Annotated in this window: 26 protein-coding genes; 14 read left to right on the forward strand and 12 right to left on the reverse strand. The window is 37.8% G+C overall.

All coding sequences use genetic code 11. The annotated features are described in order from the left end of the window. Positions 1 to 120 precede the first annotated feature (120 nt). The 3 genes from AC4CVF_RS00780 to yccS all read right to left on the reverse strand — a co-directional run bounded on the left by AC4CVF_RS00780 (position 121) and on the right by yccS (position 5,756). Positions 121 to 2,763 carry a PepSY domain-containing protein gene (locus AC4CVF_RS00780; RefSeq protein ID WP_490788758.1) on the reverse strand — a complete coding sequence of 881 codons (2,643 nt, stop codon included), beginning with the start codon at positions 2,761 to 2,763 and terminating at the stop codon, positions 121 to 123. A 158-nt stretch (positions 2,764 to 2,921) separates the two neighbouring features. Next, positions 2,922 to 3,482 carry an SdpI family protein gene (locus AC4CVF_RS00785; protein ID WP_004817689.1) on the reverse strand — a complete coding sequence of 187 codons (561 nt, stop codon included), beginning with the start codon at positions 3,480 to 3,482 and terminating at the stop codon, positions 2,922 to 2,924. 99 nt (positions 3,483 to 3,581) lie between these two features. Then, positions 3,582 to 5,756: a YccS family putative transporter gene (yccS, locus tag AC4CVF_RS00790; RefSeq protein ID WP_336952122.1), complete on the reverse strand. Its 2,175-nt coding sequence runs from the start codon at positions 5,754 to 5,756 to the stop codon at positions 3,582 to 3,584. Positions 5,757 to 5,902: 146 nt separating this feature from the next. On the opposite strand from yccS, the gene AC4CVF_RS00795 reads away from it, so the two are divergent. Both AC4CVF_RS00795 and AC4CVF_RS00800 read left to right on the forward strand, forming a co-directional pair. Beyond that, positions 5,903 to 7,120: a multidrug effflux MFS transporter gene (locus AC4CVF_RS00795; RefSeq protein WP_490788759.1), complete on the forward strand. Its 1,218-nt coding sequence runs from the start codon at positions 5,903 to 5,905 to the stop codon at positions 7,118 to 7,120. Positions 7,121 to 7,595: 475 nt separating this feature from the next. Then, entirely contained in the window at positions 7,596 to 8,045 is a 450-nt protein-coding gene (locus AC4CVF_RS00800) for an ABZJ_00895 family protein (RefSeq protein WP_336952120.1), read from the forward strand. Positions 8,046 to 8,153: 108 nt separating this feature from the next. Here the strand turns inward: AC4CVF_RS00800 and AC4CVF_RS00805 are convergent, their stop codons facing one another. After that, positions 8,154 to 8,576 carry a hypothetical protein gene (locus AC4CVF_RS00805; RefSeq protein WP_004817681.1) on the reverse strand — a complete coding sequence of 141 codons (423 nt, stop codon included), beginning with the start codon at positions 8,574 to 8,576 and terminating at the stop codon, positions 8,154 to 8,156. A 536-nt stretch (positions 8,577 to 9,112) separates the two neighbouring features. On the opposite strand from AC4CVF_RS00805, the gene AC4CVF_RS00810 reads away from it, so the two are divergent. The 3 genes from AC4CVF_RS00810 (at position 9,113) to AC4CVF_RS00820 (ending at position 11,282) form a co-directional block, all read left to right on the forward strand. Then, the gene (locus AC4CVF_RS00810) at positions 9,113 to 10,735 is read left to right on the forward strand and encodes a mechanosensitive ion channel (RefSeq protein WP_336952119.1); all 1,623 of its coding nucleotides are present in this window, start codon (positions 9,113 to 9,115) and stop codon (positions 10,733 to 10,735) included. An 84-nt stretch (positions 10,736 to 10,819) separates the two neighbouring features. Then, positions 10,820 to 10,984: a hypothetical protein gene (locus AC4CVF_RS00815; protein ID WP_004723765.1), complete on the forward strand. Its 165-nt coding sequence runs from the start codon at positions 10,820 to 10,822 to the stop codon at positions 10,982 to 10,984. Between the two features lie 145 nt (positions 10,985 to 11,129). Then, positions 11,130 to 11,282: a hypothetical protein gene (locus tag AC4CVF_RS00820; protein ID WP_336952118.1), complete on the forward strand. Its 153-nt coding sequence runs from the start codon at positions 11,130 to 11,132 to the stop codon at positions 11,280 to 11,282. A 22-nt stretch (positions 11,283 to 11,304) separates the two neighbouring features. Here the strand turns inward: AC4CVF_RS00820 and AC4CVF_RS00825 are convergent, their stop codons facing one another. The 5 genes from AC4CVF_RS00825 to AC4CVF_RS00845 all read right to left on the reverse strand — a co-directional run bounded on the left by AC4CVF_RS00825 (position 11,305) and on the right by AC4CVF_RS00845 (position 17,025). After that, positions 11,305 to 12,504, reverse strand: coding sequence for a BaiN/RdsA family NAD(P)/FAD-dependent oxidoreductase (locus AC4CVF_RS00825; protein WP_336952117.1), 1,200 nt, complete (start codon positions 12,502 to 12,504; stop codon positions 11,305 to 11,307). An 80-nt stretch (positions 12,505 to 12,584) separates the two neighbouring features. Further along, positions 12,585 to 13,448 (reverse strand): 1-aminocyclopropane-1-carboxylate deaminase/D-cysteine desulfhydrase, encoded by an 864-nt coding sequence (locus AC4CVF_RS00830; RefSeq protein WP_336952116.1) that lies wholly within the window; start codon positions 13,446 to 13,448, stop codon positions 12,585 to 12,587. A 161-nt stretch (positions 13,449 to 13,609) separates the two neighbouring features. Then, complete coding sequence (locus AC4CVF_RS00835; RefSeq protein ID WP_490788760.1) at positions 13,610 to 14,737, reverse strand: HlyD family secretion protein; 1,128 nt, start codon at positions 14,735 to 14,737, stop codon at positions 13,610 to 13,612. A gap of 75 nt (positions 14,738 to 14,812) precedes the next feature. After that, complete coding sequence (locus AC4CVF_RS00840; protein WP_483770670.1) at positions 14,813 to 16,465, reverse strand: MFS transporter; 1,653 nt, start codon at positions 16,463 to 16,465, stop codon at positions 14,813 to 14,815. Positions 16,466 to 16,476: 11 nt separating this feature from the next. Further along, on the reverse strand, positions 16,477 to 17,025 hold the full coding sequence (locus AC4CVF_RS00845; RefSeq protein ID WP_419328191.1) for a TetR/AcrR family transcriptional regulator: 549 nt from the start codon (positions 17,023 to 17,025) through the stop codon (positions 16,477 to 16,479). A gap of 209 nt (positions 17,026 to 17,234) precedes the next feature. Between AC4CVF_RS00845 and AC4CVF_RS00850 the strand changes: the two genes are divergently transcribed. The 5 genes from AC4CVF_RS00850 to AC4CVF_RS00870 all read left to right on the forward strand — a co-directional run bounded on the left by AC4CVF_RS00850 (position 17,235) and on the right by AC4CVF_RS00870 (position 20,370). Then, complete coding sequence (locus tag AC4CVF_RS00850; RefSeq protein ID WP_419328192.1) at positions 17,235 to 17,906, forward strand: D-Ala-D-Ala carboxypeptidase family metallohydrolase; 672 nt, start codon at positions 17,235 to 17,237, stop codon at positions 17,904 to 17,906. Between the two features lie 72 nt (positions 17,907 to 17,978). Continuing rightward, positions 17,979 to 18,614, forward strand: coding sequence for a hypothetical protein (locus AC4CVF_RS00855; protein WP_336952110.1), 636 nt, complete (start codon positions 17,979 to 17,981; stop codon positions 18,612 to 18,614). A 96-nt stretch (positions 18,615 to 18,710) separates the two neighbouring features. Continuing rightward, on the forward strand, positions 18,711 to 19,472 hold the full coding sequence (locus tag AC4CVF_RS00860) for a class I SAM-dependent methyltransferase (RefSeq protein ID WP_490774483.1): 762 nt from the start codon (positions 18,711 to 18,713) through the stop codon (positions 19,470 to 19,472). Positions 19,473 to 19,531: 59 nt separating this feature from the next. Further along, positions 19,532 to 20,092 carry a hypothetical protein gene (locus AC4CVF_RS00865; protein WP_419328235.1) on the forward strand — a complete coding sequence of 187 codons (561 nt, stop codon included), beginning with the start codon at positions 19,532 to 19,534 and terminating at the stop codon, positions 20,090 to 20,092. Positions 20,093 to 20,196: 104 nt separating this feature from the next. Beyond that, the gene (locus AC4CVF_RS00870) at positions 20,197 to 20,370 is read left to right on the forward strand and encodes an NF038215 family lipoprotein (RefSeq protein ID WP_336952108.1); all 174 of its coding nucleotides are present in this window, start codon (positions 20,197 to 20,199) and stop codon (positions 20,368 to 20,370) included. An 89-nt stretch (positions 20,371 to 20,459) separates the two neighbouring features. Here AC4CVF_RS00870 and AC4CVF_RS00875 read toward each other — a convergent pair whose 3' ends face one another. Then, positions 20,460 to 22,079 (reverse strand): oleate hydratase, encoded by a 1,620-nt coding sequence (locus AC4CVF_RS00875; protein WP_419328194.1) that lies wholly within the window; start codon positions 22,077 to 22,079, stop codon positions 20,460 to 20,462. Positions 22,080 to 22,475: 396 nt separating this feature from the next. Here AC4CVF_RS00875 and AC4CVF_RS00880 point away from each other — a divergent pair, with 396 nt between their 5' ends. The 4 genes from AC4CVF_RS00880 (at position 22,476) to AC4CVF_RS00895 (ending at position 24,962) form a co-directional block, all read left to right on the forward strand. Further along, positions 22,476 to 23,099, forward strand: coding sequence for a LysE family translocator (locus tag AC4CVF_RS00880; protein ID WP_336952106.1), 624 nt, complete (start codon positions 22,476 to 22,478; stop codon positions 23,097 to 23,099). 132 nt (positions 23,100 to 23,231) lie between these two features. After that, positions 23,232 to 23,903 (forward strand): CsgG/HfaB family protein, encoded by a 672-nt coding sequence (locus AC4CVF_RS00885; RefSeq protein ID WP_336952105.1) that lies wholly within the window; start codon positions 23,232 to 23,234, stop codon positions 23,901 to 23,903. Positions 23,904 to 23,913: 10 nt separating this feature from the next. Continuing rightward, positions 23,914 to 24,291, forward strand: coding sequence for a DUF4810 domain-containing protein (locus AC4CVF_RS00890; protein ID WP_336952104.1), 378 nt, complete (start codon positions 23,914 to 23,916; stop codon positions 24,289 to 24,291). Beyond that, entirely contained in the window at positions 24,288 to 24,962 is a 675-nt protein-coding gene (locus AC4CVF_RS00895; protein ID WP_336952103.1) for a DUF799 domain-containing protein, read from the forward strand. The genes AC4CVF_RS00890 and AC4CVF_RS00895 overlap by 4 nt, the downstream gene beginning before the upstream one ends. A gap of 78 nt (positions 24,963 to 25,040) precedes the next feature. Here the strand turns inward: AC4CVF_RS00895 and AC4CVF_RS00900 are convergent, their stop codons facing one another. Both AC4CVF_RS00900 and AC4CVF_RS00905 read right to left on the reverse strand, forming a co-directional pair. Then, the gene (locus AC4CVF_RS00900) at positions 25,041 to 25,784 is read right to left on the reverse strand and encodes an amino acid ABC transporter ATP-binding protein (protein WP_004723740.1); all 744 of its coding nucleotides are present in this window, start codon (positions 25,782 to 25,784) and stop codon (positions 25,041 to 25,043) included. Positions 25,785 to 25,797: 13 nt separating this feature from the next. Next, on the reverse strand, positions 25,798 to 26,475 hold the full coding sequence (locus AC4CVF_RS00905) for an amino acid ABC transporter permease (protein ID WP_336952102.1): 678 nt from the start codon (positions 26,473 to 26,475) through the stop codon (positions 25,798 to 25,800). Position 26,476 lies beyond the last annotated feature (1 nt).

The following is a 26,476-nucleotide window of genomic DNA, read 5'->3' on the forward strand; positions in this document are numbered from 1 at the left end:
GAAAACAAATCATTAAAAATTAGTCTAATTCTAAACGAAATCTGTGCATTTATTATATATGAATCAAAAAAAACCGAGCAATTGAGCTCGGTTTTGGTGGGTAAATTTATTCAATAGACCCTAATAAACATCACGACGATAACGACCATCTAAACGTAATTGTTCAACTGTGTCTTCTCCAAGGATATCAATTAAAGCGAGATCAACATCAGTCGCCATACCATTGATACTGCCACAGACATAGATCACCGCATCATTTGCAACCCATTTTTTCAGTTCTTCGGCATGATCACGCAGTTTATGATGTACATAAATTTTTTCAGCTTGATCACGAGAGAAAGCTAAATCAATACGTTTTAGCATTGCTGTATTTTGCCAAGCTTGAATTGTATCTTTAAAGAAATAATCGTTTGCTTGTTGGCGTTCACCAAAAATCAACCAGTTTTCAGTATAGTCCATACGGACACGGGCATGAATCAAACTCATTAATCCAGCAATTCCTGTACCATTTCCAATGCAAATAATCGGACGGTTATCCGTAATTAAATGGAATGATTCATTATTACGAATTCTCAACGCAATTTTATCACGTAATTGAACATGTTCCGTCAACCAACCAGAGCCTAGACCAAGTTCACCTTGAGCATTCAGTTGCTGGCGAACTACTAAACGCAATACTTGCTGACTTGGAATACTGGCAATCGAATACTCACGAGTAGGTAGTGCAGGGAGTTGCTCTAGTAAATGCTGCATGTTGGCAAAAGGTTCAACATCAACCGTTAAATCGCGATCCCAAAGTGCTTCTTGAATACTTTGCTCGAGTGAATCCACGGTTGTATCTGCATGAACTTGATATTTATTTAAAAACAATTGAATACGTTCAGGACTATTCCCAGTTTGAATTTCTGCAATATCGCCAGCTTGCCAATCCGTATCATAGCTTGTTTGTAATTCAAGATTAAATGCGGGTGCGCCTAAGCTGTTTGGATTGAGTAATTCTCGTTTTGTTAGACGCCATTGATCAAATACTTTATCAATAGACATTGTTTGTAGATCGAGTTTTGTGGCTTTTGCTAAAGCATCATTCCAATGTTGGATATCTGCATTATTACCATTGTTGACTTCAAGCGTAGCAAACAATTGTTGCGCGCCAGAATGTTTTAACCATGCATCTATGCGATGCCCAAAGCTACAATAGGTCTCAGGATAGTCTTGTGAACCCAATGCTAGAACCGCATATTTCAAATGCGAAAGATCGAATGATGTAGCCATAAGCTTTTTCTCAAAGTGCGAGGCTAAGTCAGGTGCTTCACCTGTACCATAGGTACTTGCAATCAAGAGAATTTGTTTGGCTTGCTTGAGGTCATCTTTAGAGATTTGTTGTACAGCTTTTACTGTTGTTGGCTGATGGGCTTCTTGCAGACTGGTTGAGGTGCGCCATGCCAATTGCTCAGACATTCCTGTTTGAGAGGCATAAGCAATTAACCAAGGTGTTGCGTTGGGATCAATTTGAATCGCTGAACCAGATTGTTTTGCAGCAAGGGTGAGTCGCTTTTGCTTACGACGTTTTAAATACAGCATCCATCCAGTAACAAAAAATAATGGCATTGCCAATGCTGCAAGCATTGCGATGAATTGAAAAACTGGGCCAAAGAAACTACCACGGTGCACAGGGAGCATACTTCCCATGATTTTTTCATTGAGTGGTTTACTTTCGTATAAGTCTAATTTTTCAATTTGTGCAGTTTGATAGTTATAGGTTGCTTTGTTTCGTGCACGCTCATGTTGTGGAATAGCATCAACAAAGGTGAGTTCAACTTTACCATCTGGCTTTTTAGGAATCGAAACAGTTAGTGTCGAATAGTCACGTTTAATTTGAGCATTAAACCCATTCCATGTTTGAGTAAGTACATGTTGAATTTGTTCTGGTTTTAAACCTTCTTTATTCTCATGCTTATTTTCACGACCTGATTGTGCTTGATGACCTGCCGTTGGATTTTGCTTTTCGCCATGTTGTTGTTGAGGATTGCCAGAAGCCCCTTGACGTCCTTGACCTTCTCCACCGCGTACCGCTTGCATTTCAGGCTGAGGTCGTTCAACCCCCATTACTTTAAACATACCATTACGCCACCAGTCATACGACCAATACAGCCCTGTACATGCTAAAAGTAAATAAAAGATCACCACCCATGTTCCGACAACAGCATGTAGATCCCAAAGGAAATTACGACCTTTGAGTTTAGGCTTAATGGCAAACCATTGTTTAAAAGAATGCTTTTTCGGCCAGCGTAAATAGAGACCACTGAGTACAAAGAAAATTAACATCAAGGTACTGGCACCAGTAATTTGTTTACCGACTTCACCCACAGTTAAGTTACGATGTAATTGCTGTATAAATTGAAAAAAATCTTTGCCTTTCACTTCAGGAAGAACTTCGGCCGTGTAAGGGTTTACCATCATGGTATAACCTCTACGTGCGCCTTCTTTGACAATATTAATATTTGAAGCTTCTTCAGCGGCTTTCGCAACCGTAATACTGTTGATCTTCATTTCAGGGTTTTGGGTTTGGAAATGCTGATAAATTTCAGCAGGCGTGAGTTTTGCCTGATTTTCAACTTTTACCGTGTAGCTATCTGGGTTTAACCATCTTTGAATAGGTTGTTCATAAGAATAGATTGCACCAGTCACTCCCATAATTGAGAGAATTAAACCAGCTGTAATCCCTAGAAACCAGTGAATTTGAAAAAAAGTCTTTTTAAACATGGCAATGCAAAGGGCAGAATATTTTTGATAGCAAATTATAGCTGAATAAATCGGAGAGATAATGAATTTTGCAGATAATATTTATTCTCATTATCATTTTTATTAAAATAGCGAAGTACAAAAAACCTCCAAAAATGGAGGTCTTTTAAAATTTTAAATTAAAGTGTCTTGGGTTCACCAACAACTTCTTTTAAATGTTTACGCAGTGTTTCAAAGGGGAAATTCTTGCTATCCATACGTTTAGGTAGAATATATGCGCCTTGTTGGCCTTTTACTTTAAAGTTTACCAGTAAGAATTCAGGGGTGTTGTACCATTCATAAATGTCTTTCCAAGCCACTGTTCCAACACCTTCTTGTACACCCATTTGTTGACGCATCACAATACCGCTTGGCTGTACACCTAATTTTACACCTTTGATTTCCTGAACTGGAAATTCATTCATCTTGCGTTTTACATACCATTCAAGACCGAACTTGCGAACCAAAAGATAGATGGCAACTGCAGCAAGAACCACCCAAAAAATAATGGTTGAATAGTTTTTAATTAAAGCGATGCCAAGTAATGAGAGTATGACTGCTACACCCATGATTGCCCAAGCTTTAATCCCAATTTTATTGGTACTACGCCAAATTGCAAGTTGAGCGCCGCGTTGTTCGGCTTCCGAAACTTCGTACGGAACAGGTTGTAAGGTATAAGCGTAAATATTCTTGGCAGTCATAGTGTCAGTAATGTATGTAAATCTAGTCAGAGTTTAGCACTAAATCTCAAGATTTAGTGCACCTATTGTACCAAATAACGATGCAATTTTGATGCAGATTTATAAAGAAGCCAATTCAGTAGATTGATCATCTCGTTCATGGCTTAAATTTTGTTTCAAGCTACTCAGTTGCTTTAAAATACTGAACATTAATGACAATTGTTGAAGAATAATGAGTGATTTAGAGTCTTCTGACTCAGATTGGCTTAAACGGGCACGAATGGCTTTCAACATATTATGCGCGGTTAAATCAGGCATTTCATCCCGTAATAAAGCCCCAGAGATATCATCTAAAGCTTGATCCAATAGATTAAGCACCTGTTGATCTTTCACTTGCTCACGATGTGCACCGAGTGCTGCGATATAGCTAAGGAAGGTATGATTTAGACATAAGAACTCAAAAGCTAAGCTTTTTTGACTTGGGTCAAAATCTGGTTCAGTGGCAAGGGTTGAAATCAGTGAGGCAACATCTGCATCGCGATTATGCGCAGCACGACGAACAATTCGATAATCTAAACTATTGTTGCGTCCCTGATGATATTGAACGACAACGTTTGCCAAATAATTGCATTGAGCTTCCAATGAGCGTTGAATGGTGCGGGGTAAACGACGGAACTTCCAGTCAGGGAAAATAAAACTGACACCGAACCAGGCGAGGGCACAGCCAATAACAGTGTCGATCATACGGGGCAGAGCGGCTTCATACCCCAATCCGTCCAAGTTGAAATTGATCAATGCCATGATGGTAATAAAGGCTGTGGCTTGAGCATATTGTTTACTGCGTAAATCAAAAAACAATACACCACTGAGTACGAGTAATAAGAGTTGTCCTTCAATAGATGGAACAAAATACAAAATCATATAACCTAAAATAATACCACCCAATGTTCCAATAATCCGTAATCTCAAACGACGCTTGGTGGCGTTAAAGTTCGGTTGACTGACAAACAGCGCGGTTAATAGAATCCAGTAACCGTATTCAATATTGGTGAGTTGCACAAAAACGTAGCCAATAAACAAAACAATCGAAACGCGAATTGCATGTCTAAAAAGTACAGACTCGGGGGTTAAATTTTGTTTGATTCGAATGGCAATATCATCCCATCCTTTGAGGTCATCATCTTTGAGTTGGTTTTCAAAATTTTTACTTTGATCGTATTTTATATGTCGTTCAGTTTCGAGATTTTGTAATTGTGCATCAATCGACTTTAAGTTTTGATAAAGCGCAAACAGTGAATTGACCCAAATTAAGTCATAATTTTCTTCTTTTTTGAGTTTATCCAGCGAGTATCTGAGGTTTTTAAAAGCATGCTCAAAACGGACATTATGCTGGTAGGTGGTACGGTGTAAGATACTATCGCTTAGATCCTTGCAGGCTTTGCCTTGCAGCGCTAAAATGCGTTGAAAACGAAATAACACATCACTATGTTCAAACATTTTGGCCAGCTTTTGATAATCAATATGTGCTGAATCGGCCCGTTCATGAATATCTTGTGCAACAAAGTAATATTGTAAACTACGACGCGTATCTCGTTGACCTCGGTCACCCTTTAAACGCGTCAACAAGGCAGTACGCATATCATTAAAAATGCTGATGAGCTGCCCATTTTCCATAGACAAACTAATCATACTGTCTTGATAGCTGGTTGGTGTCATATCGACATCAAACAAATTGGATTTGGAAAATAGAAAATTACCTAATGATGAAAAACATTGAGACAATTTGTCTTGAACTTGCCGTACAGGGAACAGTAAAAAACTGATGGTTGAAATAAGCCCATACCAAATTGCACCAACCACCAATAGACTTGGCTGGATATACCATTGATCAAATAAATGCACCCCAAGCATGGAATACACAGAAACCACCAAACAGCCATAAGAAATGGTGGCATAGCGACGTCCCAAAGAACCCAATAAAATCCAACCGATACAAGAAACAATCAAACCTAAGGCAAACAGAATAGGGTAAGGAAAGAGCAGGCTCACTGAGGCAGCGGTGATAAAGAATCCAATATAGGTATAGATCAAATTCATGATACGTACAGAGAAGCGATCGTCTATATCACTGAGACCTGCTGCAACCACACCTAATGTAAGAGGAATAGTCATTAACTGCTGCCCCAACAGATAAGGTACAAATGCAGTCCCTGTAAAGGCAATGATCATTCTCAAGTTATACATGAAACTTGTGTTGTAGGTTGCTTTTCTGAGTTTTAACAGCCAAGTGTTCAAAGGAAATCCTTGTTAAATCAATAGGGTGTTATTTACTTGGGCAATGCGATTTGGCTTATATGGCTTTTCACTTATCTTTGTGACAAATCATACAATGGACAGTGTAAACTTGTCTGCAACATTCCTTATCAAATTATAAACCATCTATGTCTGAAAAAAACGTTGGTCAGCAGTATTCAACGGGCTGGATTATGCTTTTGGCTTTATTTACCTCTTTGGGCCCATTATCCATTGATATGTATTTGCCAGCATTGCCACAAATGGCGCAAGATTTTAATGTGACGACCCAGCAGATCGCCAATACCTTGCCGGCGTATTTTTTTGGTCTTGCTGTTGGTCAATTGATTTATGGACCAATCAGTGACCGTATTGGGCGTAAGAAACCGCTTTATTTTGGTATGACCTTGTTTGCTTTTGCTAGCTTGTTGTGTGTTTTAGCACCTGATCATTGGTCGTTGATTGCCGCACGTGTTTTACAAGCCTTAGGGGGCTGTGTGGGGGTGGTGATGGCACGGGCTGCAATTCGAGACCGTTTAGATGTGCAAGGTTCGGCGCAAGCTTTTTCCAGTATGATGATTGTGATGGGGATTGCCCCAATTCTTGCTCCAACCTTGGGTGCAGTCATTCTACAATTCTTTAGTTGGCAAGGTGTGTTTATCGCTTTGTTTATAATTGGATTATTTTGCTTGTTTTGTGTACATTTTTTCTTTAAAGAAACACTCGAATCAGAACGCAGGTTGCATCTCAATTTTAAACAAGTTTTTATCCTCTATGCTTCTATTTTTAAAGACCGAAGCTTTCGTTTTCCAATGTTGGCAGGTTGTTTTACCGGAGCAGCATTATTTTGTTATATCAGTTCCGCAGCAGCAGTGTTGATGGATGGCTATCATTTAACTCAGCAACAGTTTGCTATTGCCTTTGGTTTTAATGCTTTCGGTATTATTTTGCTGTCTTCTATCAATAAGCATTTAGCCAACCGACTCTCGGTGATTCTACGTTTAAAAATTGGTGGTGTGATTCAAGTAATAGGTGGGCTGATTGTTGTCTATGCAGGTTTCATGTCTATTGCGCCACTGGCGATTGTGATGTTGGGTTTATTCCTTACGGTTTCAGGTATTGGTTTTACTGGGCCGAATGCGATGGCATTAGCGATGTCTGAACAAGGCTCAAGAGCAGGAACTGCAAGTGCAATTATGGGCAGTATGCAGTTTGCTTGTGGTCTATTGGGTGGTGTTATATTGAATTTTCTCGTATGGAATCATTTATTGAATATGGGAATTTTGATGTTGGCTTTTACAGTCGCTGGGTTTATGGCGATTTTAAAAGTGGCTCAACAGTTCAAAATGAAGCAAACTTCACATTGAGCAGATGTTTAACCAGAGATTGTCTTACTTATTGACACTACAAAAAAGTGAAAATTGTTTTATCAACTACAAGGTGATTTATACATTTTTATTGAGGCATGATTTTAATTGCAAGTTTTAAAATTTTTTTGTCTTAGAACGAGTACACAAAGCACATGTAAGTTTTATCAGCAGAAACGCTAGAAACATAAACGCCAGAAAAACAAAAGCCGACGATTCGAGTGATGAGTAAATCGTCGGCCAAAATACTTCGTTATAAAGATTCAGGCTGCTAAGTTGAATCTTAAGAAGCATAAGTTTTTAGTTTCTCTGAGAGAAGGTCTCCAAATTTTTTTGCGGATGCCGTGCAATCAATTTGGTTGCTGCAGACCTTATACTTATATAACGACAACAGTTTCAAATTGGTTGACAAGAAAATGAAAAAAAGTTGAAAAAAAATTATAATATTGTTCTTTATGCAATCAAGGCTGTATTCATGGTGTCTTTAAACAAATATTTTTTGTGGTTTTTGCTGCTTTGTTTAGTCTTGACCATGGTTGCAGGTGTATTGGCTGCATTATTGCCCAATGAAATTGCTGGCGTGTTAACCGCAATACCTTATTTGATTGCGATGATTATCGTGTTATATCGTTTTCTCAAACAACAACGCCGTGCGCCTACAGACCAAGAGCGTAAAAAACTGACCCTTGGTTATACTGCAATATTTTGGGGCTATAATTTACTTGGGGTATTTGCGGGTGTTTGGTTTTTTTCTCAGAATGATCCAGAAGTGTTGAAAACCTTTGTGATGTATCTGCAAAATACTCAATTTTTGCTCACTGCATTGATCATGTTGCTGATGTTAGCAATCCCTTTATATTTAATTACCTATTGGTTTTATGGAAAGCAAGCGCAGCGTATGGCAGCTAAAATGTTTGGTCAATGAGCTATTTAAATTGTTGACTTTACTTTGAGAAATCAAAGTCATTGATGAAATTTGTATTAATACAAATAAGTAAAAAATAAATCTTGTTTTTAAGCTATGGATATGCTGTTAGTGTACGAACATATCCATAAATTCGCGTAATTCTTGAATGGCAATTTCAATGTCTGTTGTTAACCACGTCGGTTCAAAGATCCCTGCATAATGTTCTAAACGATCTTGAGGTACAACAAGTCGTATAGGGCAGTCTTCTTCAAGTAAACGCCATGGCACGATTGGAACTTCGTTATCCAGAAATGGCACAATATTGCGAATATCAATAATCATGGCATTGATACATTCTGGGAATGGCATAACTGATAATTCATCTGTACGGCGACGGAAATACTCCAAATCGCCCCATTTTAGAATATAACTTGGCTTATTAAATTCAATAATTCCAATGAGATGATCATCTCTTGAGGTATGTGTGAAGCATTGATGCGTGACATCAGTGTCCAAGTCCAACTCGACACTTTGTCGTTGATAAGCCATATCTACAATAGCCAAAAAATGGGGTACATATTATAGCTCATTTATCTTTCAAGAACTGCCCGAATTAAAATTTACTTTTGCTTAAAATATTTTTACACACAGATCACAAATAGCCTGTTAGTATAAAAATACATCAATTGATGGAGGTGGACGTCATGAAACACGATTTCAATAAACCATCTTATGTAACAAGTACTGAAGATATAACGCATAAGAATCGCTTACCCATTTATATGCTAATTCTTGTGGGGCTATTTCTCGTTTCCTTGCTTGTTTACATGATCGCTGACTGGCTTTAATTTTTATTTATCACATATAAATAAAATATTCATAAGACAAGACTCTAGCTTTAAAGCTGGAGTTTTTTATTTTTTGCATGCTTTTGTTGTATTTATGCAGTTAAATTTGCTCGTTATATAAGCAATAGATAAAGTAGAAGAGTAATTCATCAAGTATTCAATTCAAATAAAGAATGTTGCTTAAAGTCATTTGAGCACGCTCATATTGCTATAAATCTATAACTTGAGGGAATAAAAATGAATGAAATTTTACAAACAAGGGGTCGATTTGATGCCATGTATTATTGGGATCAATTCCATCCGATTCTTGCTGCTGTAGCCATCCTTATTGTTGGATGGATTATTGCACTTATTGTTGCAGCAGGAATTAAAAAAATCCTAGAAAAATTAGGTACAAATACAAAATTATCTTCCGCAACAGGTCATCGTTCAAATATTGAAAATATTCTTTCACGAATTATTTTTTGGGTCGTGATGGTGATTGCTGTGATTGGTGCATTAAATGTGCTTAATCTTACCAGCGTAAGTAGCCCATTCAGTTTGATGATTCAGCAATTCTTATTATTTATTCCACAATTACTTGCTGCTGTAGCTATTGGATTTATTGGTTGGATTGTAGCAAATCTGGTTAAAGTTGGTTTAAAAAAAGCGTTGGATCGTACTCAGCTTGATGAAAAATTAAGTGCAGATGTGGGAGTGAGCCCGATCAGCCAAAATATCGCTGATATTGTTTATTGGCTCATTTTATTACTATTCTTACCAATTGTTTTGTCAATTCTAGGTTTACAAGGTTTATTGCTTCCAGTGCAGAATATGTTGACTGAAGCAGTCTCTTATATTCCAAATATTTTCATTGCGGGTGTAATCGTCTTTGTAGGCTATATCTTGGCAAAAATCCTACGAGGGATTGTCGAAGGTTTAATCAACAGTTTAAATTTACAAACCCAAATTGAAAAGGTAGGACTATTTAAAAACTCAAATCAAGGTTTAGCTAAGTTTTTAGGTTCTTTTGTTTTCGCAATTGTCATGATTACTGCTTTAATTGTGGCATTTGAAGCACTTGGTATACAAGCTATTTCACAGCCGGCAACCGCTATGCTGGGTGAAATCATGTATGCGATTCCACATATTATTGCAGCTGGATTAATTTTAATTGTGGCTTATGTGGTGTCTCGTTTTGTGGGGCGTTTGGTTTCAGAAGTTGTTGCTGGAACAGGTGTTGATGAGATTCCTGCAAAATTAGATTTGCAACGCTTTTTGGGTGACACTAAAGTTTCTTGTATCATTGGTTATCTGATTGTTTTCTTTACCATGTTATTTGCAGTTTCCGAAGCGGCAAATCGACTTGGATTTGAACAAGTCAGTCATTTGATCTCCATGTTTATTTACTTTGGTGCCAACATTTTGTTAGGCGCAGTAATTTTGGTGATTGGTTTTTGGTTGGCCAATATCGTGGCGAATGTGGTACAGCGTGGTGAGTACAATAGCTCAAGATGGTTAGGCAACTTGGTTCGGGTTTTGATCATGGGCTTGGTTATCGCAATGGGCTTAAAAGCTATGGGAATTGCTGACTCGATTGTTAACCTTGCATTTGGTTTAACCTTGGGTTCTGTTGCGGTTGCTTTTGCATTGGCTTTTGGTCTAGGTGGCCGTCAACCTGCAGAACGCGTTTTAACCGATTTAATTGATAAAGCCAAGAAAGAGGCAAATCAGCCGAATCCTTTAAAGCAAGAAAATACTTATTCATCACAGCCAAGTAGTACAGATGCTACGCAAGTAACAGCAGATACTCCTACGATTGAAAATGAGTACAAATCACTTACTGATTCGCTCAAACAGGATAAAGATGACCCGAATTAACATTTAAATTCTTTTAAAGATCGATCAGGATTGATGCTTGATCGATCTTTTTATTTTTAGGGCAAAAGTGAGAGGAAAATAAAGATGTCAAAGAAAAAGCCAAATAATTTTATTGCGCCGATTGTGATTGCAGGAATCACTGTAGGTTTTTTAGCAAGTGCTTATAAATTTGTATTTGCAAAACCCAAAAAGCAACCATCAGAAATCGTTAAGCAACAACATGAATCTCAAAACAAATCTCAAGAGTGATTGTATTTGCAACGCATGAATTTTATCGGCTTTTTTAAAGAAAATAGATAGACATCAGATGATTTATTGTCTAAATTTGATGGATAAATATGTAGGCGATATAAAATTTATATATCTGATAAATATCATTTTCAAAGGAATTGAAATGAAGATAATCTTTTTTTTAAACAAAATTCATCAGTCGTTATTTGCAAAAAACAATGATCTAAAGTCGATGGACTTGGCGATTCAACGGGTGACGCAGAAGCAGCAAATCCAAAGCCATCTTATTTTATTTAAAACAGATTATTTAGAATAAGCTTTCTATTGATCACTTTAGATTAAACATATTCTGAAGCGGCATGTGCTGAAGCCCATGCCCACTGAAAATTAAAACCGCCTAAATGACCTGTCACATCTAATATCTCACCAATAAAAAATAAACCTTTTTGTTTTTTACTTTCCATGGTTTTTGATGAAACTTCAGCGGTGTTGACACCACCTAAAGTGACTTCTGCAGTACGATAACCTTCAGTGCCAGAAGGCTTAACTTCAAATTGCTGTAATTTATTGGCTATATTTTCTAGTTTTTCATCACTTAATTGTCCAATCGCCGTTTCAGCCCACTCGGACCAAATGAGATTTTGGAGTTCAATCACCACACTTTTAGGTAGATGTTCAGTCAGTAAGGTTCTGATTAACACCTTCGGTTGGCTTTGCTTTTTGCGCTTTAAAAAATCAAACAGCTCAAGACTTGGTAGAAAGTTAATGTGGAATGCTTGTCCTGCATGCCAATAATTTGAAAGTTGTAATGAGCTTGGTCCGCTTAAGCCACGATGTGTAAACAACAACGCTTCAGTAAATGCAATTAGCTCGTTAGAAAGCGTGGCTTCAACCGCATTCCCGCTTAAACGAGTCGTAACTTCTTTAAATTGATCTGAAAAAGTGAAGGGAACTAAACCTGCGCGTGTAGGATAGATATGATGCCCAAATTGTTTGGCAATTTCATAGCCGATGCCAGAGCCACCCAATGTTGGTATAGATAAGCCACCTGAGGCAACAACAACAGATTCAGCTTGAAAATAGCCTAAATTGGTGGCGACTTGAAAAGTCTGATCGTCAACGGTATTTATCGCTTTGACTTCACAACTAGTTTTGATCTCAACACGATGTGTTTTTTCACATTCGTTGAGCAGCATGCTTAAGATTTCTTTTGCGCCATTTAAGGTAAACAGTTGTCCATGTTTGCGTTCTTCGTAGTCAATGCCATATTCACAGACCATTCCAATAAAGTCCCAATTGGTATAACGCGTCAGGGCAGAGATGACAAAATGTGGGTTATGTGAAATAAAATTTTCAGGCTCGACATAAAGATTGGTGAAGTTGCATTTACCACCACCTGACATGAGGATTTTTTTACCAATTTTATTGGCTTTCTCAACCACTAAGACTTTACGACCACGGGCAGCTGCTTTTGCCGCAAGCATTAAACCTGAAGCACCTGCGCCGAGGACAATCACATCATATTGGTTAGAAGACATATTACACTCATGGAATCTTTGAGCATGGGATTATAGACAAATTTAAATTAATTTTCAGGACAATTATAAACTGATGTGATTCAGCTACGTCCTTGCAAACCACCACTATGCAGGATCAAAATTTTTGAATTTTCTTTAAAGTAGCCTTTTGAAATTAAATCAAAAACTCCATAAAACATTTTTCCAGTATAAATCTGTTCAAGCGGAATGCGATATTGCTGCTCAAAGTTATTTATAAAGCTAAGTAATTCATCATTGGTTTTGGCATAACCTCCAAAACAATAATCATCCAATATTTGCCAATTTTTTTTATGAGTGAGTTGACTGATATCTTGTTGTAAAAAATCACCTTTAAGTGCTGAAAATCCTAAAATTTCCTGCTGCGGTGAACTTGCGTTAATCAGACCGGTCATTGTGCCACCTGTTCCTACCGCACAGCAAATTACATCATAATGATTTAAATCTTTTATAGTTAAAATTTCCTGACAACCTTGTATAGCAAGCTCATTGGTTCCACCTTCAGGAATAATATAAGTGTTCGGATAATGTTGGGTTAATTCATCTATCCAGTCATGATTATTTTTTTGCCTATATTTTTCACGTGAAACAAAAACTAGCTGCATACCCAATTGTTGTGCTGTTGTCAGTGTCGGGTTGAGCGGTTTATGCGCTAACTCCTCACCCCTAATTATGCCGATGCTTTTAAATCCAAATAACTGTGCTGCATATGCTGTTGCAGCGATATGATTGGAATAAGCACCACCGAAAGTCAGAATCTGTTTTAGGCCAAGCTGACGTGCTTCAATCAAATTATATTTGAGTTTAAAAAATTTATTGCCAGAAATTTGTGGATGGATTAGATCAAGCCGTTTAACTATAAGTTGAACAGATCCAGCAACATCTAAATTTTGGTAGGGAATAGCTTGGGCAATATGATCAAACATGCTGATTTTTAACTGAATGGGGTTATATGAATCGCTTTGAATTAAGCCTGTTCAAGATATTCTAATCAAACCTGTAAAACAAGACAGGTTTGATTTAGTTTCATCCCTATATGCGTTTTTCAATCTCTAGGTTTTTAACTCAAGCTTTCCAATTAGGCGGATCATGGAGTGCTGGTATCTACGGAAGTCACTACAGACATCCCTGGTCGTAAAAATTCTAAACCTTTCTGATTGGGATCAATCGCGATTCGCACAGAAATACGCTGCACGACCTTGGTAAAATTACCTGTGGTATTGTCAGGTTTAAGTACACTAAACTCAGCACCAGCAGCAGGAGAAATCTGTTCAATACGGCCAGTAAATTTTTGATGTTTCATGGCATCTACTGTAAATGATGCTTTTTGTCCGATGTGCATATCGGCAATTTGTGTTTCTTTGAAATTGGCAATCACCCATGTTTGTTGTGGAATCAGATACATTAACTGGGTTCCAGCTGCAACATATTGTCCCACACGAGGGCTAACTTCGCCCAACTGCCCATCCATTGGTGCCGTAATCAGGCTGTAATCCTTTGTCGTTACCGCTTGATCAAATTGTGCCTTGGCATTGGTGACTTGTGCTTTTAAGCCCGATTGAGCCACTTGTGCTGTTTTTAATGCTTCTTGAGCAACCAATACATTGGCTTCAGTTTGTTTGAGTAAGGCTAAATTATTTTTTACATCCGCAGCCGCTTTGTCTTGCTCTGTTTTGGAGGTTGCGCCACTATTTCCCAATTGTTGATAACGATTGAGTTGTGCTGTTGAAAGTTCATAACTTGCTTTGGCTTGTTCAACTTTGGCTTGTGCAGCCACAATGTCCGCTTTACGTTGTTCAATAGTTTGGGTTTGATTGGCTAAAGTGGTGTTGGCCTGATCAACTCCAGCTTCAGCCTGAGTCACTTTTTGATCATAGGTTGTAGTATCAATATGCATTAACGGCTGACCCTTTTTGACATGGTCAAAATCAGTCACCAACACATCTTTGACATAACCATTAATTTGAGAAGATAAAACTGTGGTTCTGCCTTTGATATAACTATTGTCGGTGGATTCTATGGTGCTATCAAAAGGACCAATTTTCCAAGCGCGCATAATCACAGCAATTCCCACTAACAAGACCAAGAGCATCAACAGCAATGTTCTTTTCGCTGTTGGAATAAGCTTACTGGATGGTGGTGGCGCTGCTGCTGTTGCAGGTGCTTGTGGTGGTGTAACTGCTGTTTGCTCTGTTGGTTTTTGATCTTGCGACATAAGAATTCTCAAATATTTTTTAATACATAGCGTGACATCATGGATCATCTGATCTAGAAATAGCCTGAGATCTGTCTAACTGCTATTGAGGAGCTGTTGCTGTTTTTTGAGTTGATAGCGTGTCCAAGCAATATTAAAGCTACTCCAAATCAACAGTAAAATGGCGAAAATTCCATTTAATGCAATCACATCATTATAGGCACGCACTTGCGCTTCTCGTGTCACAATCTGGTTTAAATTGCGATAAGCTTGGTTCTGTTCAAGTGCTACATCTAAAGTATATTTATTGGCTGCTTGCTGATAGGCTGCAAGTCGTTGTACCACCAATGGATCAGTTGGTGACAAGTCACTGACAATTTCAGCCCGATAATTTTGGGTGCGTAATTGTTGATAGGTTGAAAAAAATGAATTTCCAATTAAACCACCAAAGCTTTGTGTTGCAGAGAACAACACCACAAAAGTGACCATGTGTGATGGGCCTTTTTGTAAGGCATTAATAATCCCTGTCAGTAACAATGGTCCAATAAACATACCACTGGCAAAGCCAACGATAAATTGGCTGCGGTAAAAATTTTCTGGTCGTACATCACTGGTGAGGTGATAGTCTAGAGCGCAGGCAATAAGAACCAAGACCACAGCACCGACCAAGTGCCATGAGATGCGTTCTCTTTTAAAGGTCATGGCGCTAAAAACCGTGCCGAGCACAATGCCAAGAAAAATTACGCTATACAAGGTAACGAACTGATCAGGTCCCATGCCCATAGTTTTTAAAAAGTTAACAGCCGCATAACTTTGCTCAGACATAAGCAAACGAATTGCCAATGCACCAAACACAAACTTAAGTGTGGTGGCTGAGCCTAGCCAACGAGTGATGATAAGTGGATTGACACGGTAATGTTCATAAGTCAGTCCTATAATAATAAGACTGAATCCAGCAATTAAGGCATAACCTAACCATTTGACTTCAAACCACCAAAGGATTGGGCCTTGGGTCAAGACGATACATAGCAGCGCAAAACCGGGTGCAAGTAAGGAAAAAGTGAAAAAATCCTGTTTTTCAAAGACTTCGATTCTTAAGCTGCGTGGCAGTTTTAAAGAAACCACCATTGCCAAACAACATATCGCTAAACCTAACTCAAAGGTATAGAGCACAATCCAGTCATTTACATCGACCAGAGATGGGGAAATGATCCATGCTAGTGGAATACCCAATTGCTGAAAGCCCAGTGCGAGATAAATTCCTCGCCCAAAGTTTTCTCGTTTAAAGGCCTGCATGATGTAATACATGCCTAAAGAACTAAGAGGGGCAGCAACTAAACCACTGATCACACGGACAAATAATGCCATTTCAAAGGTATGCACAAAGATATGCAGCAGCAATACACAAATAAAAAGCACTAAACCAATTTCAGAAAAAAGCCGTAATCCATATTGTTGTCGAGCTTTAAACAGAATCATGTTGGAACTAATATTTGCCATCACATAAGCTGCGGGAATCCATGCGGCTTCTGAAGGCGTTAGCGAGTATTCACCCTGAATAAGTGGTAAATTTGCGGTAATAAAACCATTACTTAAACTGCCTGAAATGGCAACAAACAGACCAATAAAAAAATAAATCAGTTTTTTATGTGTTGGATGAGCGATAGCCGCAGGTGAACCTGGTAAGGTTGGACGCTCTTCAGGTGTCCAATCTGGAGCGGGTTCAAGTAAACGTGGCGATTTATCCATAACTGCCTCAATTACGCCTTGATGCCATCAATTAGTAAGTCGACTGCCCGTGCGGCCAGTTGAACTTGCTCTTCATCGGTTAATCCTTGAAAGGAAGCTCTTAGAATACCCGTAATCAGCGCATAATCTTTTGGGGTGAGATCTGGTCGGCAAATATGATGGTTAATGGCTTGATCAATCAGCGGTTGAAGAATTGCATCACGCCGTTGGTAAATATCCACCATACTTGGGTCATTACGATCAATCACGCGCCAATATTCCATCAATGCGGTGAGATAAGGCAGATTCTCGACATGGTTGCGAATTAACCGAATCAAACCATCAGGATATTCTGAAAAGCTTTTTGCACGTTCGTCTAGACGAGTTAATGCTTGTTCCATTAAGGCGATGACCAACTCACGGCGATCTTGAAAATTTCGATAAAAGGTTGCTCGTCCAACACCAGCTTCATCAATCACAAGCTGTAATGGCGCACGAATCCCTTGTTTACGGAATATTTTCAGTGCAGCATTGAGCAAATCTTCGCGATTTTGTGCCGCTTGTTTTTGACGTATACGCATAGGGAAAATTGCATTAAATTTTATTATGATATTTAACGGACATTTTTGTCCGTTGTAAATTACTAACTCTGTGGATTTTTGTAAATAGCAGCTTTAAAGTGAATGAGATTGGTTAGAATGACTTATGGCAATGATTAATAAATCGTATAAATAGGTTTAGATTTCTAAATATTTACCCTTTAAAATAAAACAATAAGTGTGCTGAAATTGTGAAAATTTTTAAAAATATTGTTATTTCGATCTGCTGCATCGGTGTATTAGTTTTCAATGCCTGTACGCCATCTGAGAAAAAAGCAGATCAGGCCACATCTTCAAGAAAATCATCAGATCAACAGATTGAACAACAATTCAAGCTTTGGAAGGCGCAACAAGACCCCCAATTATTGGCAGATTATTATCAGTTTATGTCGCAGTATTTAAAACACCCGCCTAGTCTGATGGAGCTGACAACCAGCCGAAACTATATGCCAGAACAGTGTTACTCAAAACGTTTTGCCATTCCACCTAAAGCCTTTTGGAAAAATGTGGTGAGTAGTTTACAATTGGTAGAAAAATTAAATCGAAATGACTATTTTAAAACATATACGATTTCAGCGATCTATCGTGCCCCTGAATTAAATAAATGCATAGGTGGGGCTGAAAAAAGTAAGCATTTAAGTAATTATGCAGTTGATTTTCATGTGCTATCTCCCAAAGAAACGATTAAAAAAGATCGCGAAGTATTACTTAAAAAAATGTGTCATTTTTGGCAAGTGGAAGGCAAAAGTTATAAAATGGGTTTAGGCGTTTATGGTAATAATCGCTATCATATTGATACTCAAGGATATCGTACTTGGGGTAAGGACTTTAAATCGAAAAGTTCGCCGTGTGTAAAAAGTTAAAATTGTATTTTTTGAGCAAGAATTGAACTTGCATCTATATTAAAAAATGTTGAGATATCGGGAACGTTATTTATGTTGAAAATAATAAAGAGTTGTTTATTTGCTCTGCCTTTTTTGAGTAGCTGTTCTGCTTTTGCGCAAGCTGATACTGCTGTCGAAGTTGATTCTGAATACGAAGTATTGGGGCGTGCAGGAAAACTGAAAATTCAAAAAGAGTCGTGTACTCAGTATGGTTCTAGTTGTGACTATGTGCTCTATGATGCGAAAGGAAAGAAGCAGGTATTAATGGAAAAATGGAGTAAAACCGCAAATGTTTATCAATTTAATCCAAATTTAATGGGTTTTTTGTTGGGGGTAACAGGAAGTGAGTATAATCTCACTGTGATTAACGATAAAAACCAACAAAAAGATTATGGCAGTTTTCTTGCGATGAATGCGCAGCAAAGTTGTTTTACAACTTTTGAATCGAATTTAAAAAATATGCCAAATTCATTGGTATTTTATAGTATTCCTGATTTTCGGGTACGTTTAGTGCTCAATAACAAAGTGCCGCAATTTAAAAAACTGAACTATCCTACAACGGCGAATTTTGAGGATAATGGTGATTTTTCATTTAACTATAATATCAAGATCGGAAACGAGATGGGGGTACAGGATGTCATCATTCAAAACCCGTGTCAGTCTGATTATCGGGTGATCATGAGCTAACAATAAAATAAAGTTATTAATTTTATTAAAATTCATTATTTTTATTTTTAAATTGAGTTGTCTATTGTAGTTTTATTCAACAAGAAGGACACGATAATGACCACTCAACAGCAAGTTAATCAGTCACAATATCAAAATAAATCAGAAGCATACTTAAATAGCCAAGTACATGCACAAGGCATTGAGTTTGAAAAAATGCAAAATTTAATCCAACAGCATCAATTAAAGCGAGTTTTGGATCTTGGCTGTGGCGGTGGGCATGTGACTTATCAGATTGCAGCATTGACTGAGCAAGTGATTGCTTATGATATTACGCCTGAAATGGTCAATCTTGTGACTGCGCAATCTCAAAACAAGGGATTCAATCATGTCATAGGGCAGGTTGGTGCGGCAGAACAATTGGACTTTCCTGTTGAGCATTTTGATTGTGTGATCAGTCGTTATTCTGCGCATCATTGGCAAAGTATCACTCAAGCGATTCATGAAATTTATCGTGTATTATGCGCTGATGGTAAAGTAATCTTGTTTGATATTATTGGTAATTCTAACCCTATTTTAGATACCTTTATTCAGACTATTGAAACCATTCGTGATCCAAGCCATGTTCGAAATTATAGTTTGGCGGAATGGGTAACAATCGTTGAACAAGCGAGCTTTAAGGTAGAAACCATTGAAAAGCAAAGTTTACAGTTAAATTTTCAAAGTTGGGTAGAGCGTATGCAAACACCCGTAGAGGGGATCAATACCATTCGCTATTTACAGTCCAAAGCCGCTGATCAAGTACAACAGTATTATCAGATTCAGCAAGATGGTACATTTACCAGTGAGGCTGTATATTTGGTATTGAGTAAAACTTGATTAGAAGTCTGATGCCAAAAAAAATAATCAATACAATATTTCCGATATTATCTAGCATGATGGCTTATACAAGCAGTAGTTATGCTGAGCAGATTCATCGCACAGTGGCGAAGATAGGACAATTTTCAGTCATTCAGCAAACATGCGATGAAGATGCAAATTATCATTGTGATTTTGTACTCTATGAAGGTGATGATTATAGATTGCCCTTGGTCATGGATTGGGAGCGTGGTTTAAATGTCGAAAACCAAACCGAGGATTTCTTGCATTTAAGCTATGGCTATACTTTTAATGTTCATCATAGTCTTTTCATTTCGAAGGTGGGGATTGTTCAGGCTTTAGACAACGTTGTTGCTGTGGATGAAAACACCGGATGTATCGCTCGATTTGAATTAAAAGATGCGCCTATGATTATTTTCCAAAAAGCATTTACCGCGAAAATTTTAAACAAAATTCAACTTCAGCCAGAGCAACACCCTAAAATTGAGTCTGTAAGTGTAGATGCTTTTCAATATTTTAGTGACATGGAGTTTGATGGAAATGGTGGCTTTCACTACCGTTACAAAAATAAAAATGGTGAAGATCAAGCTGTTTTAATGATACATTCTTGTGATGTATAGCTACTTTCTATAGATAGACACCTTTTGAAATAAAAAATAGCTGTATTTTTAATCAGAACTGTTATGCTCGAACTATAAATAAAACAAAAAATGGAGGAGATGCTATGAAAAAGCTAGCCATCAGTGTGAGTGTAATACTTGCAGTATTTTTGGTTGGGTGTGAAAAGAAACCACCTACACCAACAAAAACTGAAGTTCGTTCAATCCATATTGCAGGTATGCCTGTGTATGAAAAAGATTATCGTCTCAGTGCTCGTTCAGTGGATTCACAACCTTGATTTGTATTCAAAATATAAAAACGAGTGCATCAAAAGAGGATGCACTCGTTTGGTTTTAATTCTATTTAACTCAGTTGATTTTAAATGAATTAATGAAAAACAGTTTCTAAAGCTTTTAATCCGACTTTAGGATCAAGTAATCCATTATAGATCTCAGGAATTTTACGTTCTACGCCAAAGAACTCATAAATTGCAATCATGGCACCACGAACAGAATATTCAACAGTAAAAACCACATCATCTTCAATTTCAACAAATTGGCCCAAGAATGCGAAGTTTTTTGCACCTTGTGGAATAACCTGTGGGCGGTCACCAGGCTTACGACAGGCAAATAACGCCGATGCATAAGGCATCATTGCAGTTGTTACAATGGTATTTGCTAGAACATGCTCAAGAATGTCATCAAAACCGAGTTGTAGAATTAGTTCAGTAAGTATTTCATTACCTGTTGCTTGTGACATTGGTTTTTTGATGTAGTCACCAGTTTGATCAATTTGAAAACCATAACCCCAGAGGGTAAATGTGCCTTTTGGCAAATTTGCAAAATGAGGTTGAGCAGGTACTACAATTGATAAATGCCAGCCCGATTCAAACCAAGTCATCAGTGCCCCAGTACCTGGCTGGTTGCCTGTGTAATCAATGATGCGATTTAACAGAACATCATCTTTCATGGTGAGGGTAAAAGACTCCCATTTATGTTCATCAATGTTGCCATAAAAGGTCATTGGTCGACCAAAGTCAGGTGCTTTTTTCGCAAGGGTTTCCCATAGCGTCCAACCATGATCAAGTCGATCACGAATAAGCGCTGGAACATCATCATTCCCTGCATAACGAGAATCTGCTGTAATTGAACCTAAAGTAAATATGGCTAGATCATTCTCTTGAAGGTCAATTTGCTCTGTACCTTCAGGAAGGTTGACATACAAGCGTGTTGCACGACGCTCTAGGGTTGCTTCATCGGTTTGAAAGTCTGCATCTGTCACATAATTGCTAAAACGAACGTCTACGCCTTGTGCAATCAACCAACGTTGTAGCGGCAAAATCATTGAATCATATTGGTTGTATTTAGTTCTTTTTACTCCAGCTAGGGTATGAATGCGTGGTAACTCTTGGATAAAACGTAAGAAATAGCGACGAAGTTCTGCAGCACTGTGCCATTTTTGGAAGGCAAATGTAGTGCGCCACATACGCCAAAAGTTCGTTTCAAAGAAGGTCTCATCAAAAAACTCATCAATACGACGACTGCCAATTTTTTCTTCTTTCGCTGCCAATAAGCGTAGCATCTGCGCACGATGGCGTGTATTTAAACCCAGTTTAGCGGCGTCTGAAATCACATGTTGCGCATCAATTAAACGGGCTTGTGCATGAGTTTTGACTTGTTCATTGAACTCACGACATTCTTCACGAACAGAAATTTCAGGATTTTCTAAGGATGGAATACTCGAAAATAAGTCCCAAAGGCATAAATATGTTTCATCTGTTAGCATCCGCCCACCACGGGTAACCCATGCTTGCGCAGCATGTGGTGTATGACCGCCATCCATTGAACCACCTGAGACATCTAACTCTTCGAGAATGTGGATATTTTTAGCGGGTACTTTAGCATCACGTATGGCAAATGCGGCAGCTGCCATTCCTGCAATTCCACCACCAATGATCCATAGATGTGCTTGGTTTGCATCTAAACGATTCGTTTTGTTGTTGTGCATTTTTTACCCCTAAGTATAAATATTGATTTTGGATAATTTAAAACCATAGTTTTATTATGGTTTTTTATAGCCTATAAATACATGAAAATGGAAGTTAATTTTTGTGATTAAAATGGTCGATTTCATAATTTTTTAGGATGTTTTATATACGTTGATGATTTTATTGATATAATTAAAATATTGAAAAATAAAATTTTTATTGAGTTTTTGCTCTAAAATAATTTATTTGTTCTGTGCATAATAATACACAAGTGTATTTAAATTCATGATTGAGACTTTAATGAATTTGCATTGAATAAAAGCATGGTCGCGAAATAATAAAGATTTTTATATCTTCAAAAATCGGTTGTAGCGTAAAATATCTATTCTTAAAAATAGTTTGGGTTGGGGTGTCTCTTGGAATCATTATTGATTTTAGGTTCAATTGCATTGGCATTAATGCTAGGCGCAATTAGCCCTGGTCCTACATTTGTTTATGTGGCTAAAAATTCAATTGCGATTTCTCGTAAACATGGTCTGTTTACCGCTTTAGGGACTGGCACGGGCGCAGCTTTATTTGGTTTTTTAGCTGTAATGGGGTTACAAGCAATTTTATTGGCTGTACCTTCTGCATATTTAGCTTTAAAAATTTGTGGTGGTCTGTATTTACTTTGGCTGGCCTATAAAATTATTAAACATGCTAAAGATCCAATGGCACAAGCATCTGACTCATCCACGGTGATGAGTTATCAACAAGCGTTTCGTCTAGGTTTAATTACTCAATTAAGTAATCCTAAAATTGCGATTATTTTAGCCAGTATTTTTACTGCGCTTTTACCCAAAGAAATTCCAACGTATTTTTATTTTGTTTTGCCTATCTTGTGCTTCTTTATCGATGCAGGCTGGTATTCACTGGTTGCTGTTGCGCTTTCAGCGGAAAAACCGCGTCGTGTTTATTTAAAGTTTAAGAAAGTTTTCGATCGAATCGCGGGTGGTGTTATGACATTACTTGGTTTAAAGCTAATTTTTGGTATGAAATGATTGTTTTTACTAACAAAAATAGTTATGCATTTTATCAGTAAATTCTATTTGTTAAAAATTAATTAATGGTATGTTTATTTTTTATTATATATTTATTCATTATAATGGTTCAAACCTTAGAGAGATGTAATTTTGAAAAAAATATTATTGATTGCTGCCTTAAATGGCTTAGTACTTACAGCTTGTTCTACCACTGAAAGTTCTAAAACCATCCAAGCACCCCAAGTGGCTGTAGCGACTTCAGCAGTTAAATATTCAGGTGTGAAAACAGCAGTTTCGATTGGTAAGTTTGATAACCGCTCAAGTTATATGCGTGGAATTTTCTCTGATAATGTAGATCGTTTAGGCGGTCAAGCAAAAACGATTTTAGAAACACACTTGCAACAAACAGGTTATTTTTCAGTCTTAAATCGAGACAACTTATCTGAACTGCAACAAGAGGCTGGTTTTGGTAAAGCATCTCAATCAATTAAGGGCGCACGTTATGTGCTTACTGGGGATGTGTCTGAATTTGGGCGCAAAGAAGTGGGCGACCATCAATTGTTTGGGCTATTAGGGCGTGGTAAAACTCAAATTGCCTATGCAAAAGTCAATATTAATGTTGTTGATGTAAATACAGCAGAAGTTGTCCATTCTGTGCAGGGTGCAGGTGAATACGCGCTCAGTGAACGTGAAATTTTAGGTTTTGGTTCTACAGCATCTTATGACTCAACTTTAAATGGTAAGGTTCTAGATCTGGCTGTACGCGAAGCGGTTAATCACCTTGTCACAGATATTCAAACAAACAAGTGGTCCGTACAATAGGTTTGAATAAATGAAACGGGTTTTATTATTCTTAAGTTTTTTTTCTACGTTAACTTTAGTTGGGTGTGCATCTGGAACACACTCTTTATATAGTTGGGGCGGATATCCACAGCAGACTTATTTAATGCTGGCGGTTCCTGAAAAAACTTCGCCTCAGCAACAAATTTTAGCGCTCGAAAAAGATGTTGAGAAAGCAAAAGCAAAAAATGCTGCAGTGCCGCCAGGTTTATATGCACATCTGGGGCTGTTAAATCTTAATATTCAAAATGGCCCACGTGCAATTCAGTATTTTGAGTTAGAGCGCCAAATTTATCCTGAGTCAACTGTATTGATGGATCGTTTATTGAAGAAAATGACCACTCAATCGACTGAGGTAAATTCCAAATGAAAAATATGAAACAATTATTCATCCTTGGTTTACTGATGATGCTTTTTACAGGTTGTGCGGTGTCACCTAAACAAAATCGTGATTTAGCAGCATATCGTGAGCATATCCCTAAGTCGATTTTGGTACTTCCTCCAATCAATGAGTCTCCTGATACCCGTGCAACCTATGGATACTGGTCAACAGTAACATTGCCTGTGGCTGAGGCTGGTTATTATGTATTTCCAATTTCGGTTGTTGATATAATGTTTAAAGAGAATGGGGTGACCAATGGATTTGATGCTCAAGCAATCCCACCTCAAAAGTTAAAAGAAATTTTCGGTGCTGATGCTGCGTTATATATTAAAGTTAAAGAGTATGGTTCTAAATATCAGGTGATTCAATCTGTAGCAGCAGTTGCAGTAGAAGCCAAACTTATAGATTTGCAAACTGGCACATTACTTTGGCAAGGTGAGCAGAGACTTCAGCAAGCCAATGATAATAGTAATGCTGGTTTGATTGGCGCATTGGTGGGTGCTTTAGTTGATCAAATATCTAATCATCTGTCAGACAAAGCCTATACTTTATCCAATACTGTAAGTTCGCAACTATATTCACCGAGTATAAATCAGCAAAAAGGTCTGTTATATGGACCACGATCTCCAAACTTTAGCCAAAATGCGGCGAAACCTTAAGTACTGGTATTGTTTGTAGGTATTAAATAAAAACCCCAATTAAAAATTGGGGTTTTTATGTTTAATGCATATTGCTGATTAGTGCACCATAGAAATCTTGTCTAAGAAGAATTTGGTTCTTTCGTGACGCTCATCAGGCTTATTAAAAAAGTCATCTGTTGCACAGTCTTCCAAAATCTTACCTTGATCCATGAAAATAACCCGGCTTGAGACTTTACGGGCAAAGCCCATCTCATGAGTTACACACATCATGGTCATGCCTTCTTTTGCCAATTGACTCATTACTTCAAGCACTTCACCCACCATTTCAGGGTCTAATGCAGAAGTAGGTTCATCAAATAACATGCACACAGGATCCATACACAGACCGCGAGCAATTGCAACACGTTGTTGCTGACCACCAGACAGTTGTCCTGGGAACTTGTTTTTGTGGGCTGCCAAACCAACGCGATCTAAATATTGCAACGCTTTTTTCTCAGCCTCTGCTTTAGAACGATTTAATACCTTAAGTTGTCCAATGGTTAAATTATCCAAAACAGTCATATGAGGGAATAATTCAAAATGTTGGAAGACCATTCCCACACGAGAACGGAATTTAGCCAGATCAGTTTTTGAGTCTTTTAACGCAGTTCCATCAACGACAATATTACCTTCTTGGAATGGTTCTAATGCATTCACAGTTTTAATCAGGGTAGATTTACCCGAACCTGAAGGCCCACACACCACCACAACTTCACCCTTTTCAATTGAAGTAGTGCAATCTGTAAGAACTTGAAAATCTCCATACCATTTTGAGATATGTTGTATTTCTATCATTGGCATATTGATTCTCCAATTATCGAATTATTGCTATTTTTTGATGTAAACGCTTCACAAGTCGTGAAAGCGCAAAGGAGATACAGAAGTAAACAACGGCTACAATCAGGTAGAAAGTTGCTTTGGTTTCAGCACCGTAGGTATTTGCTAAGGTATTGGCATTACCCAAGAAGTCTGGCGCACTAATCACGTAAACTAATGATACGTCTTGGAAAAGTACGATAGATTGAGTCAGAATTACAGGGAGCATGTTTCTGAAAGCCTGCGGTAACACCACATTAGACATGGTTTGTCCATAAGTGAAACCAAGTGCATAGCCTGCATTGACTTGACCTTTAGAGACAGACTGAATGCCTGACCGGACGATTTCTGAAAAGAATGCGGCTTCAAAAATTGCAAAGGTCACCACACTTGAAAACAGTGGGCCATAATAAGTATCCGACTGAAATTCAAAAATCTTTGGCAATAAAAAATAAAAAATGAAGATGACTTGAATCAGTGGCACACCACGGAAGAAATCGACATAAACTTTAGCAAAATTACTAGCGACTTTATTGTTAGATAAACGCATCATGGCCAAAGGTGTGCCAATCAGAATTCCACCAATAATGGATAAAATCGTCACAGTAACTGTAAATTTAAACCCTGCGAGTAGCGTTTGAATGACATCTTGATTTTGTAAAATACTAAAATCCATG

It is taken from the genome of Acinetobacter sp. LipI_19, from assembly GCF_058242925.1.

Bases quoted from the DNA above. Each gene is read 5' to 3' on its own strand.
- AC4CVF_RS00855 (WP_336952110.1), top strand. From the start codon at position 17,979: ATGTTGAAAATAATAAAGAGTTGTTTATTTGCTCTGCCTTTTTTGAGT.
- AC4CVF_RS00830 (WP_336952116.1), bottom strand. From the start codon at position 13,448: ATGTTTGATCATATTGCCCAAGCTATTCCCTACCAAAATTTAGATGTT.
- AC4CVF_RS00800 (WP_336952120.1), top strand. From the start codon at position 7,596: ATGGTGTCTTTAAACAAATATTTTTTGTGGTTTTTGCTGCTTTGTTTA.
- AC4CVF_RS00845 (WP_419328191.1), bottom strand. From the start codon at position 17,025: ATGCGTATACGTCAAAAACAAGCGGCACAAAATCGCGAAGATTTGCTC.
- AC4CVF_RS00780 (WP_490788758.1), bottom strand. From the start codon at position 2,763: ATGTTTAAAAAGACTTTTTTTCAAATTCACTGGTTTCTAGGGATTACA.
- AC4CVF_RS00900 (WP_004723740.1), bottom strand. From the start codon at position 25,784: ATGCCAATGATAGAAATACAACATATCTCAAAATGGTATGGAGATTTT.
- AC4CVF_RS00820 (WP_336952118.1), top strand. From the start codon at position 11,130: ATGAAGATAATCTTTTTTTTAAACAAAATTCATCAGTCGTTATTTGCA.
- AC4CVF_RS00795 (WP_490788759.1), top strand. From the start codon at position 5,903: ATGTCTGAAAAAAACGTTGGTCAGCAGTATTCAACGGGCTGGATTATG.
- AC4CVF_RS00785 (WP_004817689.1), bottom strand. From the start codon at position 3,482: ATGACTGCCAAGAATATTTACGCTTATACCTTACAACCTGTTCCGTAC.
- AC4CVF_RS00870 (WP_336952108.1), top strand. From the start codon at position 20,197: ATGAAAAAGCTAGCCATCAGTGTGAGTGTAATACTTGCAGTATTTTTG.
- AC4CVF_RS00890 (WP_336952104.1), top strand. From the start codon at position 23,914: ATGAAACGGGTTTTATTATTCTTAAGTTTTTTTTCTACGTTAACTTTA.
- AC4CVF_RS00865 (WP_419328235.1), top strand. From the start codon at position 19,532: ATGGCTTATACAAGCAGTAGTTATGCTGAGCAGATTCATCGCACAGTG.
- AC4CVF_RS00875 (WP_419328194.1), bottom strand. From the start codon at position 22,079: ATGCACAACAACAAAACGAATCGTTTAGATGCAAACCAAGCACATCTA.
- AC4CVF_RS00905 (WP_336952102.1), bottom strand. From the start codon at position 26,475: ATGGATTTTAGTATTTTACAAAATCAAGATGTCATTCAAACGCTACTC.
- AC4CVF_RS00810 (WP_336952119.1), top strand. From the start codon at position 9,113: ATGAATGAAATTTTACAAACAAGGGGTCGATTTGATGCCATGTATTAT.
- AC4CVF_RS00835 (WP_490788760.1), bottom strand. From the start codon at position 14,737: ATGTCGCAAGATCAAAAACCAACAGAGCAAACAGCAGTTACACCACCA.
- AC4CVF_RS00825 (WP_336952117.1), bottom strand. From the start codon at position 12,504: ATGTCTTCTAACCAATATGATGTGATTGTCCTCGGCGCAGGTGCTTCA.
- AC4CVF_RS00815 (WP_004723765.1), top strand. From the start codon at position 10,820: ATGTCAAAGAAAAAGCCAAATAATTTTATTGCGCCGATTGTGATTGCA.
- AC4CVF_RS00895 (WP_336952103.1), top strand. From the start codon at position 24,288: ATGAAAAATATGAAACAATTATTCATCCTTGGTTTACTGATGATGCTT.
- AC4CVF_RS00840 (WP_483770670.1), bottom strand. From the start codon at position 16,465: ATGGATAAATCGCCACGTTTACTTGAACCCGCTCCAGATTGGACACCT.
- AC4CVF_RS00860 (WP_490774483.1), top strand. From the start codon at position 18,711: ATGACCACTCAACAGCAAGTTAATCAGTCACAATATCAAAATAAATCA.
- AC4CVF_RS00805 (WP_004817681.1), bottom strand. From the start codon at position 8,576: ATGGCTTATCAACGACAAAGTGTCGAGTTGGACTTGGACACTGATGTC.